Origin of the sequence: Absiella sp. AM29-15 (assembly GCF_003434225.1) — a bacterium.
Classification (GTDB): Bacteria; Bacillota_I; Bacilli_A; order Erysipelotrichales; family Erysipelotrichaceae; genus Hoskinsella; species Hoskinsella hominis.
This window is the reverse complement of sequence record NZ_QVFL01000013.1, coordinates 38,823-56,523: the sequence shown is the minus strand read 5'-3', so window position 1 is coordinate 56,523 and position 17,701 is coordinate 38,823. Positions and strand designations below refer to the sequence as shown.

Genomic DNA, 17,701 nt, shown 5'->3' with positions numbered 1-17,701 from the left:
CATGTTTGACATAGGAATAACAATCATAGAAAATGCAATATATGCATTTATTACGTTTAGCTTAATTAATATAAAAGCAAAAAAAGAATGCCCATTCTTCTTATTGCTATGGGGAACATTAACTGTTTTAACCCTGGTTTCTAATCATTTAGAGGCTTATGATATTTTACTTGAACCGCTTACGATATTGATGATATGCGTGTTATCGTCGATTTTCTCATATAATCGAAAATCATATATATTGATGATATCCATTGTTCCATCCATCATCAATAATGTGATTGTGACAGTAAGTGTTTTTATGATCTCATTTGTTTTAAGACGACCAGCTATTACTATATTATCTGAATATTATGTTTTAGTGGCGTGTCTTACGAAAAGTGTATTTTTAATTTTAGGTATTCTGATTTACCATTACAGAGATTCCATTATTAAATTTTCTGAGTATCGTTTTAAAGAATGGTGGCCAATGATTGTATTAAGTTATGGTATACTGTTTTCATTTAATATCCTGTTTTCTGTTTTGATAAATCAAAGTATTCGTCTTGAATATACAATGTTCATGGTATTTATCAATATGATTACCGCCTTTATGGTACTCATCATGTTTTATAATTTACAAAAAAGCAGTAAAGAAAAGTATGATGATAAGTTGAAACTTGCTTTATTTCATAATGATATGGAAGCATATAAACAGATGCAGGAATTGGAAGAAGCAATTAGAAAATCTAGGCATGATGAAAAATATCGATATTCCTATATGTATCAACTGGTGGAACAAGGGGATATTGAAGCATTAAAAAAAGCATTAAAAGAGAGAGTAGATGAGGTAAATACATGGAAGTATTATCGTTTTAGTAATCAGACGATATTCAATATGGTGTTAAATGAGCGTATCGCAAAGATGGAAGATTTGAAAATACAATTTGATTATGATATACGTGTACCTGAAACGCTTGCGATGGAGGAGATGGATTTATATCGTATCTTATCTAATTTGATGGATAATGCGATAGAAAATTGTAGTGGGGAAAAGCGAATTGTTATGAAAGCATGGATTGTACAAAATGCTTTGCGTGTAGTCATTAAAAATGCGATAGATCAAAGTGTGTTACAGGATAATCCTGATCTGAAAACAAAGAAAGAAGATATAAAACATCATGGACATGGATTGGATAATACAAGAAAAATTGCTGAGTTATATATGGGCAGTTTATTAGTAGAAGAAGATGATGGGTATTTTGTGAGTGATGTAATATGTTGTTTAAGGGCAATTGCCGGGGAGGAAGAGATGGATGATTAAGTTAGATAATATAGAGATAAGTTATGATCGGGTGTTATTAGAAAATGGCAGTATGCAAATACCAGATAAAACACTGACATTAATTACCGGATTGAGTGGTACAGGGAAGAGTACGTTATTATATCGTGTTGGAATGATATCTGATCAATGTGATTACGAGTATGAAATCAATGGAAAAGCGATTGATTTAAGAGATGAAAAATGTAAGAGTCAATATCGAAGATTGCATTTTGGATATGTAATGCAGGATGCTAGTCTTTATGAACAATATGATGTATTAGGAAATTTGAAGTTGTATGCTTCTTTTGCGGGGAAGGAAAAAAGTGAGGAAGCTTATTTGCATTTGTTGTCGCTTGTGCATTTACAGGTTCCAATGCATCAAAGTATTGAAACATTATCTGGTGGAGAACGGCAGCGATTAGCAATTGCTTGCGCATTATGTAAAGATCCGGAAGTATTGATACTAGATGAACCAACGAGTGCCCTAGATAAAAAGAATGAAACAATCGTATTGGAAGTATTGAAACAGTTAGCACATGAAGAAGGTAAGTGCATCGTGATGGCAAGCCATAGTGCACTAGCCAAGGAATATGCGGATCAGATTTATTCAATTAAAGAGAAAACACTGATATGTGAAAAGCAGTATCAGGGGACAAGTATTACATGGAAAGATGACAAACAGAAGCTTTCTTTATCTTTTTTCACAAACTATATCCGTTATTTCTTTCAAAAATATAAAAGTTTGAATGTTATGATGATTACTGCCATGATTTTGTGTATGATGGCATCTACCTTATCGCTTGGCTTTATTGACGCACATGCGAAATCCAGTTATGAGGCATTGGAAAGACTGACGGATAAACAGTTGTTTATCACTGATGATAAGGGTCAGATGTATATGAATGGGGAATTACCTGTGATGAAGGACATGGAAAAGCTGAAGCTGGAAGATGGGGATAATCTATATCCATATCATAAGATGATGATTTCTGTGAATGGCTTGTGGGTAAGTGTGGTTCCTTATTTTGATGGACAGGATTTTAGTGATAAGATGTTAAGAAAAATGGATTTAGGGGATAATCAGGGTGTGTATTTTTCTCATCAGCTGTATGTGGATATGAAAGATATGGCATTTGTGGATAATCGCTTTGACGCAAGTGGTGTGGTATTTGATATTCAAGATGGGGAAGATATGGGGCATCCCTTTGAAAAAAGCTTCCTTGTGAAAGGGGTACTGGATAAAAATATTCATTGTCCATACTTAAAAGATGAGAAAAGTTTTATTTATATGTATTATAAAGAAATCGATGCGTTGTATCAAAAGTATAGCTTACAAAAGGATACAAGAGGATATATTTTATGTTCAAATAATTTACAGTCGTTAATGAAGAATAAAGATGTGGCAAAAGCTTTAGGGTTTGGGGTAAATGAAGGACAGGTCAATCTGGATGCATTAAATACTTTAGCACATACAACCCAGAACTTACGTTTTCTTGTATTAGGTGGTTTTTTAATCGTATTCATTTTGATGTTGAGTGCTTTACAGATCAATTATTTCTATAAACGGAAGCGAGAATTTGCATTATTGAGCGTAAATGGGCTGGCTCATCGTGATTTGCATAAATTATCATTGATGGAAATTGTAGGAAAGATTATGTTGTCCTTGATAATTTCGATGATTGTCAGTGGCATTGTGTGGATGGCTTTATCAGTTAGTGGACTTATGAAATTAGAAATTGATGGAATTGCACAATTGATTTTCTATGTGAGCTTATTTGTTATTGTTGTTTTGGTAACGATGATATATAGCGTTATATTCTTTCGCAAGAATCAGCCAGAAAATATTTTAAGAAATTAGTACAAATTGTTGACAAAGGCTAACTTTTGGTATATAGTATGTTTGAAGTTAGATTTAACTAACATGAGAGCTTGCATAAACATTCCTTTCTCAAAATGTAATCCTCTTTAAACCTTTCATAACTTTACAACCAACAAGATTATCTGACTTCTTAAATTGGAACGTATTTCCTCATGCGTTCCTTTTTCTTTTTTCTTTTTCAAATGGCAAACTTATGGTAAACTAATACTGATTGGAGTTGAGAATATGGCTTTTTTACCTACAACAAGAGAAGAAATGCTGCAACAGGGCTATGAACAGGTGGATTTTGTATATGTGAGTGGGGATGCGTATGTGGATCATCCAAGCTTTGGATGTGCAATTATCACCAGAGTCCTGCAGGCATATGGATATAGCTGTGCCATTCTTGCACAGCCTGACTGGCATAACGACGATGAATTTACACAATTTGGAGAACCAAGACTTGGCTTTTTGGTATCTGCTGGAAATATTGATTCTATGGTGAATCATTATTCTGTTAATAAAAGACGACGTGATAAAGATTACTACAGTGATGAGGGGGTTATGGGAAAACGACCAGATCGCCCTACCATTGTATATACACAGATATTGAAACGTTTATATCCGCATAAGCCGGTTATGATTGGTGGAATCGAGGCCAGCTTGCGACGTTTATCTCATTATGATTATTGGGATGATAAAGTAAGAAGAAGTATTTTAATGGATTCCCAAGCCGATTTATTGATGTATGGCATGGGAGAAAACACCATCGTGGAAGTGGCAGATGCTTTGGCAAGTGGATTAGAGGCAAAGGATATTTGTTATATCAGAGGTACCGTATGGAAAACAAAATCCATTGAATATGTATCAGATTATATCATGCTGCCAAGTTATGAGGAAGTATGTAAAGATAAGCGTACGTATGCGAAAAGCTTTCATATCCAGCATGAAAATATTGATGCGATTGCAGCAAAGGTATTGGTAGAACCATATGATGGATGGTATGTGGTACAAAATCAACCACCACTTCCATTGACACAGGAAGAGATGGACTTTACGTATTCACTGCCATATGAAAGAACGTATCATCCTAAATATAAATACATACCAGCAATTGAAGAAGTACAGTTTTCCATTGTATCAAATCGAGGCTGTTTTGGATCTTGTGCTTTCTGTGCGATTACCCATCATCAGGGAAGAGTCATTTCTACTAGAAGTAAGGAAAGTATTGTGGAGGAAGCAAAACGTATTACGGAAATGCCTAACTTTAAGGGATATATACATGATGTGGGAGGGCCTACTGCCAATTTCTCAAGAGAAGCATGTGATAAACAAAGAGAATTTGGCGCATGTAAAAGCAGAGAATGTTTATTCCCGAAACCATGTAATAACCTGATTGTTGATCATAGCCGTTATTTGGATATCCTTCGTGCTGTAAGAGAGCTGCCTAGGGTAAAGAAAGTATTTATTCGTTCAGGTATTCGATATGATTATCTGATGTATGATAAAAATGATGAGTTCTTTGATGAACTGGTACAGCATCATATTAGTGGACAGTTAAAGGTTGCCCCTGAGCATATCAGTGCGGAAGTATTGGATAAAATGGGAAAACCACGTAAAGAATTGTATTTGAAATTCGTTGAAAAATTTAAACAGAAAAATGAACAGTTCCATAAGGATCAATATATCGTGCCATATCTGATGAGTTCCCATCCAGGATGTGATTTAAATGGTGCGATTGAATTAGCGTGCTACCTGAAAAAGATTCATCATACCCCAAAACAGGTACAGGATTTCTATCCAACGCCGGGAACACCGGCGACCTGCATGTATTATACCGGACTTGATCCAAAAACAATGAAACCGGTCTATGTGGCAAGAACACATGAAGAAAAAGCCATGCAAAGAGCATTGATGCAGTTTACCTATCCTCAAAATTATGATTTAGTGTATAAAGCATTAAAAACAGCTGGTCGTATGGATCTGGTGGGCAATGGACCTAAATGTCTGATTCCATATCAGAAACCAGGGCATTTCCCATCCAGACGTGATCAAGGTAAGCCATATGCGAAAAAGGGGAATGAGCGTAAAGGAATGAAGAAACGATGAAATATTTTCGTCAGTTGATTATCGTTTTTGGCTTTTACTATGGAGGAGAATGGATATCTACCTTGTTTCATTTACCATTGCCAGGCTCACTTGTAGGTATGATTTTATTGTTTTGTGCTTTACAGTTACATATACTGCCATTATCTTCAGTGGAAGATACTGCTGATTTTTTACTTGCGCACCTACCATTTTTCTTTATTCCCGCTGGGGTCGCGCTAATGGCGAATTTTATGCATATTCAAAGCATTTGGTTTCAAATCCTTTTGGTATGTTTGATCACAACGATTCTTACCATGGGGTGCAGTGGATTTTGTATACAAAAGCTGATGGAAAGGAAGCGTGATTAAATGAAGGCGTTATTTACTTCGCCAATGTTTGGCATTCTGTTATCCTTAGTGGCTTTTGAAATTGGTCTGTGGATTCAGAAGAAAACCAAATTATTGGTATTGAATCCTTTATTGCTGGCAATTACAATGATTATCGTTTTACTATTGCTTTGTGATATTCCTTTATCATCTTATCAGGTGGGCGGAAATATGATCAATATGTTTTTAGGACCAGCAACGGTAGTATTGGCAATCCCATTATATCGTCAGGCACATAATCTGAAATACTATTTTGCGCCGATCATGATTGGTATCTGTGCAGGAGTTGTTTGTGGCTTAACTTCTACTTTGTTATGTAGTATGCTTATGGGCTTTGATCGTGAAATCATTGCCAGTATCATGCCAAAATCCATTACTACACCAATTGGAATTGAATTAAGCGCACAGCTTGGCGGTATTGAGGCAGTGAGTGTATTAACAATTCTGGTAACGGGAATTATGGGAGCGGTTGTCGCAGATATGGTATTTCGTATTTTCCATATCGATCATCCTATTGCCAAAGGAGTAGCACTTGGAACAAGTGCCCATGCAATTGGCACAACCAAGGCATTATCTCTTGGTCATATCGAAGGTGCCATGAGTTCTTTAGCGATTGGTGTCAGTGGATTGATCACAGTATTTTGTGCACCGGTTGTATGGGATATGATACAAGCTTTTCTATAACAGTAAAACAGGTCCATGTGACCTGTTTTTTTAAATGCGTATTACTTCCTGATATACCTGATGAAGCAGTGTCCATGTGAAATGATCAACGACACCATCTTTTCTCAGGCCTAAAAGATCTTGAAATGCAAGGACACATTGATGCGTTGCTACGCCAAAGCAGGCATCAGCGTCAATAAAAGGAATGGAGGAGTAAAAATTAGAAATGGTTTGTAAGCGATTTTGTATGAGTAAGACAGAGGCTCCACTAGCGCCAAGGCTTAGTGGTTTTTTAGGAAAAGGAGGCATTCCCTGTGTCGTAAAGATGCCCGATTCGATCTTGGAGGCAGTGGTAAACAACATGTTCCATGTGTTTTGATCAATTATGCCATCCCCATGTATTTGGAATAGCTCTTGAAATACTTTGATTGCATTTACACATCGATCATGCATGATACCATCCACAAGGATGTTTGGTATGGCTGGATACATGGAAGCGACTGTATTGATTGCACGCTGTATCATACAGACTGTTTTCATGTCCTGTAGGCTGTCAGGATAATCCATTGGTTGATTTTGAGGATCTATTAATTCTAAAATACGTGTACAGACAGATATCAGATTTGTCTGTGTTGTTGAATCAAGGAGGCCACTCACCTGTGTATGGCTTAAATTTTGAAACGCAATGATTGCATCTTTGGTTTCATTATCAAAGATATGCGTGACACGAAGTGGTGGCAGTTCTTCATAAAAATTCGCAAGAAAGGAAAGGCAGGTTTGTAGATCGCTCATGATATCTCCCTGTGTGCCATACCCTTGAATGGAAGAAATCTTTAGATGTTTATGATAGATAATATCTTCCATTGATCGAATAGAAGAATGAAAGCTATCATCTACAGGCAGGATCCATTCATTTTGATGTTTCTCTAATATATCCATTAAGAGCTTGTCCACAATATCATAAGACAGCTGAATGGACGCATGCATGCAGGAGCATGTTTCATCTATTACATAAATTTGATCCTGTATGCTATCCTTTGCGGCAGCTTGTTGAAATGTAGTAAACAACAATTCACTGATTGTTGTTTTAAGGATATCTAAAGGCCAGGTAGGATTCACGTTCGCATTTGCGATGCTTTTTAGATATGATGTTCCATCAAGATACACGCGTTGATGATTTCTTTTGAAAGCAACATAAGCCGGAAATGTGAATTTCTTGATTTGCCATGGCTGCATGTTACATGGCTTTTTTTCCATAGACGAAATAATCTTCAGCTTTATGTTTGTTTCATCACTTAACAAAGGGCGCAAGGAAACTTTTAAGCAGGCATGTATATGATCAAAGATTTCGATATTTTCTATCTGTATTTTTTGATAGCCCTGCTTTGTAATCTCGACAGCATAATGTTTGATTTCCTCATCTACATACAAGGGAATATCCATTGTTTCCCCATGTTCATCTGTTAAAAAGAAATCTTCATAGGTTACAATATCAGCTTGTTTACGATAGATACGAACATTGACATCAGGGATATAAAGACCAATACGATGAATGCCTGTGATAATTTTTAAATAACCTGTAGCGATAATTTCACCCCCTACATTACCTTATGTCAAACGCCTGTTTTCGCTTGGGAATATGCCTAAGTGCGTTATGGCTTTTGTTGTTTATGTGAATTATGGGATAAACTTATAGAATTATGTAAACTTTCAAGGTTAGGTTGACGAAATGTTTATTTAGCATTACTATTCTTGTGTAAATATTTCACGCATGAAATATTTTGGTAAAAGAAGGTGTAACATGCAAGAGAATGAAGTAGTCATACGCCTGTTGAGAAACATTATGTGTAATCTGTCTACGATCATGAATCATTATTATGAACCATATGGAATCACAGGGGTACAATGTCAGGTGATGATGGAAATCGCAGAAAATGGTGGAGAGATACGTACAAGTGAACTTGCGAAGCATTTACAAATGGGGAATTCCAATTTATCTGCCATCATCAAACGGATGGAACGCCATGATCTTTTGATCAGAAGAAGAAATCCTATGGATGAGCGAATCGTGATGGTATCACTTAGTGAAAAATCCAAACACTGTATGGCAGAAATGCAAAAAGATCTACATCGCCATTTTGACTTGTTAGCACCATTAAAACAACAAGAAAAGGATGATATCATAAAATGTTTACAAATGCTGAATCAGGCAATCGTAGGAGGTGTAAAACATGAAGAACACAAATAAGAAAAAGCGACCTTTATATTTTTATTACTTTATCATATTGATCGTGATATTGGTTGGTAATTACCTTTTGAGTAATTATATGTATGATAAACATATGGAAAGTGTTAGTTATGATCAGTTTTTAACTGCCATTGATGAAAAGAAAATAGATAAGGTCAATATAGGCGATGAAGATATTACCTATACCATCAAAGGTGAAGAAAAAAAGGCTTATCAGACGGAAACCATGGAAAATGATACAACATTAATAGATAAACTGCATCAGGCAGGTGCTACTTTCACAAGAGAGCATGCCAAGGAAATGAATCCATGGCTGTATCTGTTTCTAACAGTCGTAGCCCCATTATTACTATTGTGGTGGCTGGGTAATCGTACCTTTAAGAAAATGCAGGAAAAGATGGGCGGCGATTCCATGAGCTTTGGTGGAGGCGGCTTTGGCAACTTTGGAAAAAGCGATGCAAAGGTCTATGTAAAAAGCCAGAGTGGAAAGACTTTTGAAGATGTAGCTGGTCAGGAAGAAGCAAAAGAAGCTTTACAGGAAATGGTGGAATTCTTAAAGAATCCGGAAAAATATAAAAAAATCGGTGCACAGATGCCCAAAGGTGCTTTATTAGTAGGTCCTCCAGGAACCGGGAAAACATTATTAGCAAAAGCGGTTGCTGGAGAAGCAAATGTTCCATTCTTTTCCATCAGCGGCTCTGAATTCGTGGAAATGTTTGTAGGACGTGGGGCAGCACGTGTGCGTGATTTATTCAAACAGGCCAGAGAAAAAGCACCATGCATTGTCTTTATTGATGAAGTGGATACAATCGGTAAAAAACGTGACGGTGCAGGATATGGTGGCAATGATGAACGTGAACAGACATTAAATCAGCTGCTTGCGGAAATGGATGGGTTTGATGGATCTACCGGCGTTATCATTTTAGCCGCAACCAATCGTCCCGTATCCTTAGATCAGGCATTATTAAGACCTGGAAGATTTGATCGTCGTATACCAGTAGAATTACCAGATTTAGCAGGACGAGAAGCAATATTAGCCGTACATGCGAAAGATGTGCGTATAAGCAAGAATGTAGATTTAAGAGGTATCGCCAGAGCAACAGCTGGTGCCAGTGGGGCAGAGCTTGCCAATATCATTAATGAAGCCGCATTGCTTGCGGTAAAAGATAACCGTACACAGGTCATTCAAAAAGATTTAGAAGAAGCTGTAGAAACGGTAATCGCTGGTTATCAGCGTAAGAATGCAGTGATTTCCACTAAAGAAAAATTGATTGTATCTTATCATGAAATTGGTCATGCACTGGTAGCCGCAAAATCAAAAAACAGTATGCCAGTAACCAAAATCACGATTGTGCCAAGAACCAGTGGTGCCCTTGGATATACAATGCAGGTACCAGAAGATGAATCTAATCTGATCACCAAAGAAGAGGCGTTCACAAAGATTGTTACATATTGTGGTGGACGTGCAGCAGAAGACTTGATCTTCCATTCCATTACCAGTGGTGCTGCCAATGATATTGAACAGGCAACCAAGGTTGCACGCAGTATGATAACACGACTTGGTATGAGTGATGAATTCGGTATGACAGCACTGGAAACTATCAATAATAAATATCTGGGGGGAGATGCTTCCCTTGCGTGCAGTGATCAAACAGCAACCAAGATTGATGAAGAAGTTGTCAAACTGATTAAAGAAGCTTACGCCAATGCGTATAAGATATTAGAAGAAAATAAAGACAAATTACATGAGCTTGCGAAATTCCTGTATGAAAGAGAAACCATTACTGGAGAGCAGTTTATGGAAATATTAAACCGTAAGCCATTATTGGAAACACAAGAAAATAAAGAATGCTAAAAAAGGTGCATACAGCGCCTTTTCGTTTTTTGACGTTGCCACTTACCTTTGAAGAATGATATAATAGCCATAAAAGAACTAGGAGGAATTTCATATGCCAAATATTATCACACATAAAATTTTTGCAGAAGAAGTCTTGAAAAAAATATCAAAAAAGGATATTGAAGATATTATCGAGCGTTATCATCAGATTTATTATATTGGAAGCAATGGACCGGATTTTTTATTCTTTCAACATGCGAAACCATGGGAAGCAATGAAAAGTCATACCTTGAATCGTTTAGGAAGTGCCATGCATGCAGGAAAAGTCAATGCCTTTTATGAAGTTGCTATTCGCGAAGTTAAACGACAGAAAAATGTTGAAGTAAAAGAAATGATGATGGCATATCTGTTTGGGCATTTATGCCACTGGGCATTAGATAAAACCACTCATCCATATATCTTTTATCGTACCGGCAATTGTAAAGGTGTCAGTGCAGGATATCATCATCGTTTTGAATCCATGATGGATACCATGATGCTGGAAAAATACCATAATATCAATATTAAAGATTATCGAAGCTATGAAATATGTGAATATAACGAAAGTATTTTAAAGGCAATTTCACGTATTTATGTACCCGCCGCAAAAGAAGTATACCATGTGGAGGTAAAAGTACATGATCTAAGAGAAACCTTGAATTCATGGTATGATGTACAAAAATTACTATATGATCCAAATCATGTGAAATATGCAATATTAAAAGGAATCGAAGGTGTTATTCGTAAACCATGGGCAATTTCTGGCAATATTGTAAAAAGTAAGATAGATGATCGTTATGATGTATTAAATGAAGAAAAACGTGTATGGTATCATCCTTGTGATGATCATATCAGTTCAAATGAAAGTTTTTTGGAATTATTTGATAAAGGCATTTTCACTGCCATTTCTGTCATAGAAAAAGCCTATGGCTGTATCGAATATGATGCGGGTATAGATGGTGTGATGGATATTTTACAGGATCAAGCATATGATACTGGTATGGCACAGGGAAAGCAGATGCAGTTCTTTGATATCATATATGAAGAAAAAGCATAAATGTTCCCGTGAAAAATGGAGGTAAGTAATGAAACTTTTTGATTTACATGCGGACATTGGATACGATGTCATGGAGGAAAAAACAAAAGGAGATTTTCATGTGGTGAAAAACACCCATGCGAAAAAATTTGATCAGGGGCAAATCGCCTATGTGGCAATGGCAAGTTTCTTTGAAGGCAAAGAAGACTGGACATATATGCAGGATATGATCAAAAGCCTTCGTAAACAGATCGAAGAATGTGTTGATATTGACCTTGTTTTAAGTAAAGAAGATTTATTAAATGACAATGGGCATAAAAAAGCAGTCATGAGTGTGGAAGGTATGTGTGGCATTAAGGATGCACCAAGAGAGAAAATCAGATGGATGTATGAGCAGGGTGTACGAATCGCTTCATTTTGCTGGAATGATGAAAATGCACTGGCAACTGGTGTAAAGGGAACCATAACACGAGGATTAACAGATATGGGAAAAGAAGCACTTGATGAAATGAACAAACTGCATATAATTGTGGATGTATCCCATGCGAATGAAAAAACTTTCTGGGATATCATGAATGCAAACCCATGGCAGGTCATTGCGACACATTCCAACTTGCGTGATTTATGTGATCATCCAAGAAACCTATGGAAAAAACAGGCGCAGGCAATTGCTGCACAAGATGGTGTCATCGGTGTTGTGTGTGCGCCAGGCTTTGTGTCCACAAAAAAAGAGGAACAGGATATTCCTCATCTCGTAGCGCATGTGAAAGCATTAAAAGAATGTATTGGTATCGAGCATATCGCCGTTGGATTTGATTTTATGGATTTTTATGATGACGCGGATATTTATGGGGCCATTACAGATTTATCAAATGCTACACAGGCACAAAACTTTGTAGATGAATTATATCATCAAGGTTTTGATGCATCACAAGTTGAACAAATCTGTTTCAAAAATGCAATTCATGTAGTTTCAAAAGCATATGAAAACCGGCTATAATCATTAGCCGGCTTTTTTCATACTTTCTGCTTTCTTACAAAGGATATGATAAGCTTCTTCTATATCTTCACAAGCCAATACACTTTCTTCCATGGGGCACATCCCTGTCCCACTTCGATTTATAATATAAGGCACAAGTACATCATAACTGATTGGGATATGATGTTGACGAAACATCGTTAAAGCATGTTCACTGATCATACAGGCATGAACTTTTTTAACACCGCCATAAATCATTAACATGGCAGCAGCTTTTCCAATGACTTTATCTACCACGATGCCCTCACGCAGCACCCCCTGCTCAATAAAATGCAGTAAAGGAAGAATACCTTTATTTTTCTCTTTATAAATATGTCCGCAAGAGGAAACAATACAGGTTAATTGTTCCTTTTTTAAAGCTTTTTTCAAATCTTCCAAGGAAATACCTTCTTTCTGGCAAAATTAGTAAAAAAAGGACAATTTTTGACATCGCCCTTACATCAATAGTTTATCACAGTATCGTTTAAAATGAAAGACTGTTTATCTGGAATTTTTTACGTATAATATAGGTATAGAACAACAAGGAGGGATTTTATATGAAAGTCCAAATCTACGGAAAAAATATTACAGTTACTGCGGCAATCGCCGAAAAGATTGAGAAGAAGTTATCTCACTTAGAAAAATACTTCATAATTGATGAAAACGTGGTAGCAAATGTGGTGGTTCGTGTATATCCAAACAAACAGAAAATCGAGGTTACAATTCCTACCAAATATGCAGTATTACGTACTGAAGTTGTGGATGATGATTTATATGCAGCCATCGATAAAGCTATTGATAAATTAGAAGATCAGATTCGTCGTCAAAAGACACGTCTGACAAGAAAGAATAAAGAAAAATTAGCATATGCATTTATTGAAGAAGATTTTGAAGTTGCTGATGATGAAGATGATGATGAAGATGAACTTGTAAAAACAAAATCTATCGTTCCTGATACAATGGAATTAGATGAAGCAATCATGCGTATGGAAATGTTGAATCACAGTTTCTTCATCTATCGTGATGATGAAACTAAAGAAATCGCTGTTGTTTACAAACGTAATGATGGTGGTTATGGTTTGATTGAAACAGAATAAAGAAATAACTAGAAAGTCTGAAAAGGCTTTCTTTTTTTGCGTTGACAAAGTGAGTGAGACTTGTTAGAATGAAAATATAAAGAAAGGAAACCGGTAAAACACATGCAAACTAGATAATTTGATCAACACATGGACAATAAAAGAAAACAAATATGTTTTTTGTCATGCACGGTGAAATTATCTAATGAAATATATATGATAAACATATGTTAATATGATAATTTTTCCCGTCCAGTAAAGGAGGGATTTTTTTTGTTGTTGTGTAAAATCGATCATATCGATAAAACGTTTTCCAATAAGATATTGTTTCAGCATGTTACCTTTGAAATCAGACAACATGACCATATAGGAATTGTAGGAGAAAATGGTTGTGGAAAGACCACTTTATTAAATATCCTGACGAATAAAATAATGCCTGATGAAGGTAAGGTTACCTGGTATGCGACATATCAATACTTTCAACAATTTGATGAACAGCTATATGATGATATCAGTGGTGGAGAAGCACTCAGAAATCGTTTGCAGGAAACGATACAATCAAATGCATTTGTTTACCTATTAGATGAACCAATTAGTAATCTGGACAATGCAGGGATACAAAAGGTATCCTATTTCCTTCATCACTGCGATACTTATGTCATCGTATCACATGATCCTCAATTATTGTCAGAATGTACAAAAATCATCGAGATTTCCCATCATCAAGTACAGATTTATGAAGGAAATTATGAAGCATATCAAATACAAAAGGAAAAACAAAATAAAAAGATACAAGAAGAATATAATACATACATCCAGCAAAAACAGCAAATTGAACATATGATAGATGACAAACGAAAGAAAATGGCAAAGGTATCTAAAAAGCCGAAACATATGTCCCATTCAGAATTTAAGATGCGAGGATATGTCGCTTTACGTACAAGTTTTCAAGGAAAAGAGAAAAAGGCCGCAAAACAAATTAAGGCTTTACAAAAAAGAATCAAGCATATGGAAGTAAAAAACAAACCACATGAAAAGAAAACTGTTCAATTTGATTTATCAAATATACAGCAATTACCATCGAATATCGTTGTATCAGCGCATGATTTTTCATTTGCATATGATCAAAAAATCATATTTCAGCATGCATCTTTTACATTATATAATAGAAGGTGTACCTGTATCTTGGGGGAAAACGGTAGTGGGAAAACAACCTTAATGAACAATATTGCCTCTATGAATGAACAGTTTTGGTATGGAGGACATCCGGTATTTGCGAAACTAGATCAGGATTTTAGAAATTTAGATAAGCAAAGAACACTTTGGGAAAATGCCAAAATGGATTGTGTACAATCAGATCAGGTATTACGCAGAATCTGTGACCAACTACTATTTGATACATATGACTTAAAGAAACAGGTATCACTTTTAAGCGGTGGCGAAAAAATACGCTTATCCATCATAAAATTGCTTGTATCAAATGCAAATGTCCTGCTTTTGGATGAACCAACCAATTATATGGATAGCGATAGTGTTGATGCATTTATTCACGTTGTTAAAGAATATCCAGGATGTATGCTGATAATCACGCATGATGAACGAGTGTTGCGAAAACTTGCTGAGGAATTATGGATATTGAAAAATAAACTAATTTTCATGTTTCAAGGAAATTATGAAGAATATCTCATAGATCAAAAAAATAAAAAGAAAGAAGTAAAAATTGAAAAAAGTATATTGGAAATGCGATTAAGTCATGCGAGTGCTAAACATTATCAAACAAGGGATGATCAAGAAAAAGAAAGACTTGAAAAAGAAATGGAAACCATCATCCAACAGTTAAAACATAGGAATATGTGATATAATTAAAAAAAGTGAGGTTATTATGGAAAAGAAACGATGTAAATGGGCAAGTGATGTACCAGAGATTTATGTAAAATATCATGATGAAGAATGGGGCGTCCCATGTCATGATGATCATCATCTGTTTGAAATGTTGATTTTGGAAGGATTTCAGGCAGGGTTATCATGGTTAACCATTTTAAAGAAACGAGAAGCATTTCGTGAAGCATTTGATCATTTTGATGCAACGATCATCAAAGATTATGATGAAGATAAAATAAAAACATTGATGCAGAATAAAGCAATCGTACGAAACAAAAGAAAGATAGAAGCCGCTAAGATCAATGCGAACGTATTTATACAAATACAGAAAGAATTTGGCAGCTTTGATGCCTATTTATGGCATTTTACAGATAATAAAGTGGTATATGATCATGATGAACCAATACCGACAAGTACGCCTTTGTCTGATGAAATCAGTAATGATTTAAAAAAACGTGGGATGAAGTTTGTTGGAACTACCATCATATATGCCTATCTGCAGGCAATTGGTGTTGTGAATTCTCATGAAAAAGATTGTTTCTTATATCAAAAACATTAGGTGCTGTTTCACAGTGCCTGATTCTTTTATTTGATATACAACCCAGAGTTAACTTTAATACATCCCTTGTGAAACACATAAACTGTTAAAACAAATACTGTCACGCTATGATGAGATTTTGGTGATTGGCAAACATACCATTATTGAAAAGGGAAGTTTTGATGAACTGTATGAACAAAAAGGATATTTCTATTCCTTATATACTATTCAGGGATGAAATAGAAACGAAAAATGAAAAAAATCAAAAAAGTGGTTGAAATTGTTAAGGAAGTTTGCTATTATAATTAGGCGGTAAAACAAAACGCCTAGTTGTCTACATAGCTCAGCTGGATAGAGCACACGCCTTCTAAGCGTGCGGTCGCAGGTTCGAATCCTGCTGTGGACGCCATTTAGAAAATAACTCGACATTGTCGAGTTTTTTCATGCTTGTAAAACCTGCGACAATAAAAAAACAGGAAGATTATTCCTGTACTAATTCTATGATTTCATCTGGATCAAAAGCTTTGATTTTATCTATCATTTTTTGCTGTTCCTGTATCAAAACATCATTTTGATTATGAAAACAGCTACAATGATGTTCAAAGATATCTAATAGCTGAGAAACACGTATGGTTCCATTGATACATTCTACGTTTTTGTTGTTAATGGTAATGTTCCAAAGTCCAATATCATTCAGATATGCAAATCCTAATTCTTGTATAGATAAAGGAACTGCCCCTGCCAGATAACCAGTGTTTCCAAAAATATCCTGCATCTTCATTTTATCACCTCAATTGCCTGTACTTTATCAATTTTAATACACTTTTCTCCTTTTGAAAAGGAACTTTTTTTCCTTTTTAAGAAATCGATTTCGGCAGGAATGTGTGAAAGTATTCAAAAATATCGTGAAAAAAAAGGTTTGTGTACTTTAGAATTGATAAAACCTAGGAAATATGCTATATTAATGTATGTTTAGTCGTAAAGGAGAAGCCATGGATACTTATTATGAAGATATTCTGAAAAAAGTAGAAAATCTGAAGCAGGATGAGGACTATGATGCATGTTTAAAAATCCTGGAAGAAGAGCTTTCTATGCCATATATTCCAAAGGAATATGAAGATCAGCTTGTGGATCACTACAATGAATGTCGTAGTGTCGTTCGCCAGAATCGTAAAGCAAAAGTCTATGATGAGGATGATATAGCCGATCTTTTAAATGGAAGTCTGGATGAAGCATTTCTGGCGATTGAACAATTAAAGAAAAGTAATATTCGTAATCATTTGACAGAGATACAGGAATACCTGAAAAATGAGCCACATTATCTTGTACGCTCCTTTCTCATGGAAGCGATGATGGAACAGAACATTACAGATGAAATCACAGTAATGATCGATGGATTAGAAGTTGTGTTCACGCCATGTTACATCGAAGCAGTGATGGAAAGCGATGGGGTAATCAAAGCGATTGACTACTTACGTGAATGGTTTGAAAATGAAGATCCGACATTCTTGATGATGTGTGTGGAATCTTTGGTCAAGGAAGCTTATTTGAAACTACCTTTCAATGTAGAAGAAGATGAAGCTTTAGCGCTTGCTGTAGCAATTGTATGTTATGTATTTATTGCTAGTGAAAATCGTGAAGGAATGGATGCATTCCTACAGGATAAAAATTTAAAACAGTATGCAGGTTATGAATTATTATTAAATAGGCATGAAATGTAATGCATGATT

At 35.7% G+C, this 17,701-nt stretch carries 16 protein-coding genes and 1 tRNA gene; 14 read left to right on the top strand and 3 right to left on the bottom strand.

The window, feature by feature from the left end:
• Position 1 precedes the first annotated feature (1 nt).
• From DW761_RS13440 to DW761_RS13420, 5 genes are all read left to right on the top strand, one after another.
• Complete coding sequence (locus DW761_RS13440) at positions 2-1,303, top strand: GHKL domain-containing protein (RefSeq protein ID WP_117518438.1); 1,302 nt, start codon at positions 2-4, stop codon at positions 1,301-1,303.
• The gene (locus DW761_RS13435; protein ID WP_117518437.1) at positions 1,296-3,161 is read left to right on the top strand and encodes an ATP-binding cassette domain-containing protein; all 1,866 of its coding nucleotides are present in this window, start codon (positions 1,296-1,298) and stop codon (positions 3,159-3,161) included. Before DW761_RS13440 ends, DW761_RS13435 begins: the two co-directional genes overlap by 8 nt.
• Before the next feature lie 246 nt (positions 3,162-3,407).
• Positions 3,408-5,270 (top strand): YgiQ family radical SAM protein, encoded by a 1,863-nt coding sequence (locus DW761_RS13430; protein ID WP_117518436.1) that lies wholly within the window; start codon positions 3,408-3,410, stop codon positions 5,268-5,270.
• Positions 5,267-5,617: a CidA/LrgA family protein gene (locus tag DW761_RS13425; RefSeq protein ID WP_117454111.1), complete on the top strand. Its 351-nt coding sequence runs from the start codon at positions 5,267-5,269 to the stop codon at positions 5,615-5,617. The genes DW761_RS13430 and DW761_RS13425 overlap by 4 nt, the downstream gene beginning before the upstream one ends.
• A complete protein-coding gene (locus DW761_RS13420; RefSeq protein ID WP_117454110.1) occupies positions 5,618-6,319 on the top strand; it encodes an LrgB family protein in 702 nt (233 codons plus the stop codon).
• Positions 6,320-6,349: 30 nt separating this feature from the next.
• Here DW761_RS13420 and DW761_RS13415 read toward each other — a convergent pair whose 3' ends face one another.
• Positions 6,350-7,741, bottom strand: a complete 1,392-nt coding sequence (locus tag DW761_RS13415; RefSeq protein ID WP_117518435.1) for a peptidoglycan-binding protein — start codon at positions 7,739-7,741, stop codon at positions 6,350-6,352.
• Between the two features lie 358 nt (positions 7,742-8,099).
• Here DW761_RS13415 and DW761_RS13410 point away from each other — a divergent pair, with 358 nt between their 5' ends.
• The 4 genes from DW761_RS13410 to DW761_RS13395 all read left to right on the top strand — a co-directional run bounded on the left by DW761_RS13410 (position 8,100) and on the right by DW761_RS13395 (position 12,458).
• Entirely contained in the window at positions 8,100-8,546 is a 447-nt protein-coding gene (locus tag DW761_RS13410; protein WP_158553806.1) for a MarR family winged helix-turn-helix transcriptional regulator, read from the top strand.
• The gene (ftsH, locus tag DW761_RS13405; protein ID WP_117518433.1) at positions 8,530-10,401 is read left to right on the top strand and encodes an ATP-dependent zinc metalloprotease FtsH; all 1,872 of its coding nucleotides are present in this window, start codon (positions 8,530-8,532) and stop codon (positions 10,399-10,401) included. The genes DW761_RS13410 and ftsH overlap by 17 nt, the downstream gene beginning before the upstream one ends.
• Positions 10,402-10,495: 94 nt before the next feature.
• A complete protein-coding gene (locus DW761_RS13400) occupies positions 10,496-11,479 on the top strand; it encodes a zinc dependent phospholipase C family protein (RefSeq protein ID WP_117454106.1) in 984 nt (327 codons plus the stop codon).
• Positions 11,480-11,507: 28 nt separating this feature from the next.
• Positions 11,508-12,458 carry a dipeptidase gene (locus DW761_RS13395; protein WP_117454105.1) on the top strand — a complete coding sequence of 317 codons (951 nt, stop codon included), beginning with the start codon at positions 11,508-11,510 and terminating at the stop codon, positions 12,456-12,458.
• 3 nt (positions 12,459-12,461) lie between these two features.
• Here DW761_RS13395 and DW761_RS13390 read toward each other — a convergent pair whose 3' ends face one another.
• Positions 12,462-12,875, bottom strand: coding sequence for a DUF1893 domain-containing protein (locus tag DW761_RS13390; RefSeq protein ID WP_117454104.1), 414 nt, complete (start codon positions 12,873-12,875; stop codon positions 12,462-12,464).
• 158 nt (positions 12,876-13,033) lie between these two features.
• Here DW761_RS13390 and hpf point away from each other — a divergent pair, with 158 nt between their 5' ends.
• The 4 genes from hpf to DW761_RS13370 all read left to right on the top strand — a co-directional run bounded on the left by hpf (position 13,034) and on the right by DW761_RS13370 (position 16,380).
• Positions 13,034-13,573: a ribosome hibernation-promoting factor, HPF/YfiA family gene (hpf, locus tag DW761_RS13385; RefSeq protein WP_117454103.1), complete on the top strand. Its 540-nt coding sequence runs from the start codon at positions 13,034-13,036 to the stop codon at positions 13,571-13,573.
• Positions 13,574-13,825: 252 nt separating this feature from the next.
• The gene (locus tag DW761_RS13380) at positions 13,826-15,409 is read left to right on the top strand and encodes an ATP-binding cassette domain-containing protein (RefSeq protein ID WP_117454102.1); all 1,584 of its coding nucleotides are present in this window, start codon (positions 13,826-13,828) and stop codon (positions 15,407-15,409) included.
• Between the two features lie 25 nt (positions 15,410-15,434).
• Complete coding sequence (locus DW761_RS13375; protein WP_117454101.1) at positions 15,435-15,992, top strand: DNA-3-methyladenine glycosylase I; 558 nt, start codon at positions 15,435-15,437, stop codon at positions 15,990-15,992.
• A 311-nt stretch (positions 15,993-16,303) separates the two neighbouring features.
• Positions 16,304-16,380: transfer RNA gene (locus DW761_RS13370), tRNA-Arg, on the top strand.
• 72 nt (positions 16,381-16,452) lie between these two features.
• Here DW761_RS13370 and DW761_RS13365 read toward each other — a convergent pair.
• Positions 16,453-16,752, bottom strand: coding sequence for a hypothetical protein (locus DW761_RS13365; RefSeq protein ID WP_117454100.1), 300 nt, complete (start codon positions 16,750-16,752; stop codon positions 16,453-16,455).
• A 187-nt stretch (positions 16,753-16,939) separates the two neighbouring features.
• Between DW761_RS13365 and DW761_RS13360 the strand changes: the two genes are divergently transcribed.
• Positions 16,940-17,692: a hypothetical protein gene (locus DW761_RS13360; RefSeq protein ID WP_233513096.1), complete on the top strand. Its 753-nt coding sequence runs from the start codon at positions 16,940-16,942 to the stop codon at positions 17,690-17,692.
• Positions 17,693-17,701: the final 9 nt, after the last annotated feature.

Bases quoted from the DNA above. Each gene is read 5' to 3' on its own strand.
- DW761_RS13365 (WP_117454100.1), bottom strand. From the start codon at position 16,752: ATGAAGATGCAGGATATTTTTGGAAACACTGGTTATCTGGCAGGGGCA.
- DW761_RS13430 (WP_117518436.1), top strand. From the start codon at position 3,408: ATGGCTTTTTTACCTACAACAAGAGAAGAAATGCTGCAACAGGGCTAT.
- DW761_RS13375 (WP_117454101.1), top strand. From the start codon at position 15,435: ATGGAAAAGAAACGATGTAAATGGGCAAGTGATGTACCAGAGATTTAT.
- DW761_RS13420 (WP_117454110.1), top strand. From the start codon at position 5,618: ATGAAGGCGTTATTTACTTCGCCAATGTTTGGCATTCTGTTATCCTTA.
- DW761_RS13400 (WP_117454106.1), top strand. From the start codon at position 10,496: ATGCCAAATATTATCACACATAAAATTTTTGCAGAAGAAGTCTTGAAA.
- DW761_RS13440 (WP_117518438.1), top strand. From the start codon at position 2: ATGTTTGACATAGGAATAACAATCATAGAAAATGCAATATATGCATTT.
- hpf (WP_117454103.1), top strand. From the start codon at position 13,034: ATGAAAGTCCAAATCTACGGAAAAAATATTACAGTTACTGCGGCAATC.
- DW761_RS13410 (WP_158553806.1), top strand. From the start codon at position 8,100: ATGCAAGAGAATGAAGTAGTCATACGCCTGTTGAGAAACATTATGTGT.
- DW761_RS13360 (WP_233513096.1), top strand. From the start codon at position 16,940: ATGTTTAGTCGTAAAGGAGAAGCCATGGATACTTATTATGAAGATATT.
- DW761_RS13395 (WP_117454105.1), top strand. From the start codon at position 11,508: ATGAAACTTTTTGATTTACATGCGGACATTGGATACGATGTCATGGAG.
- DW761_RS13435 (WP_117518437.1), top strand. From the start codon at position 1,296: ATGATTAAGTTAGATAATATAGAGATAAGTTATGATCGGGTGTTATTA.
- DW761_RS13415 (WP_117518435.1), bottom strand. From the start codon at position 7,741: ATGGATATTCCCTTGTATGTAGATGAGGAAATCAAACATTATGCTGTC.
- ftsH (WP_117518433.1), top strand. From the start codon at position 8,530: ATGAAGAACACAAATAAGAAAAAGCGACCTTTATATTTTTATTACTTT.
- DW761_RS13425 (WP_117454111.1), top strand. From the start codon at position 5,267: ATGAAATATTTTCGTCAGTTGATTATCGTTTTTGGCTTTTACTATGGA.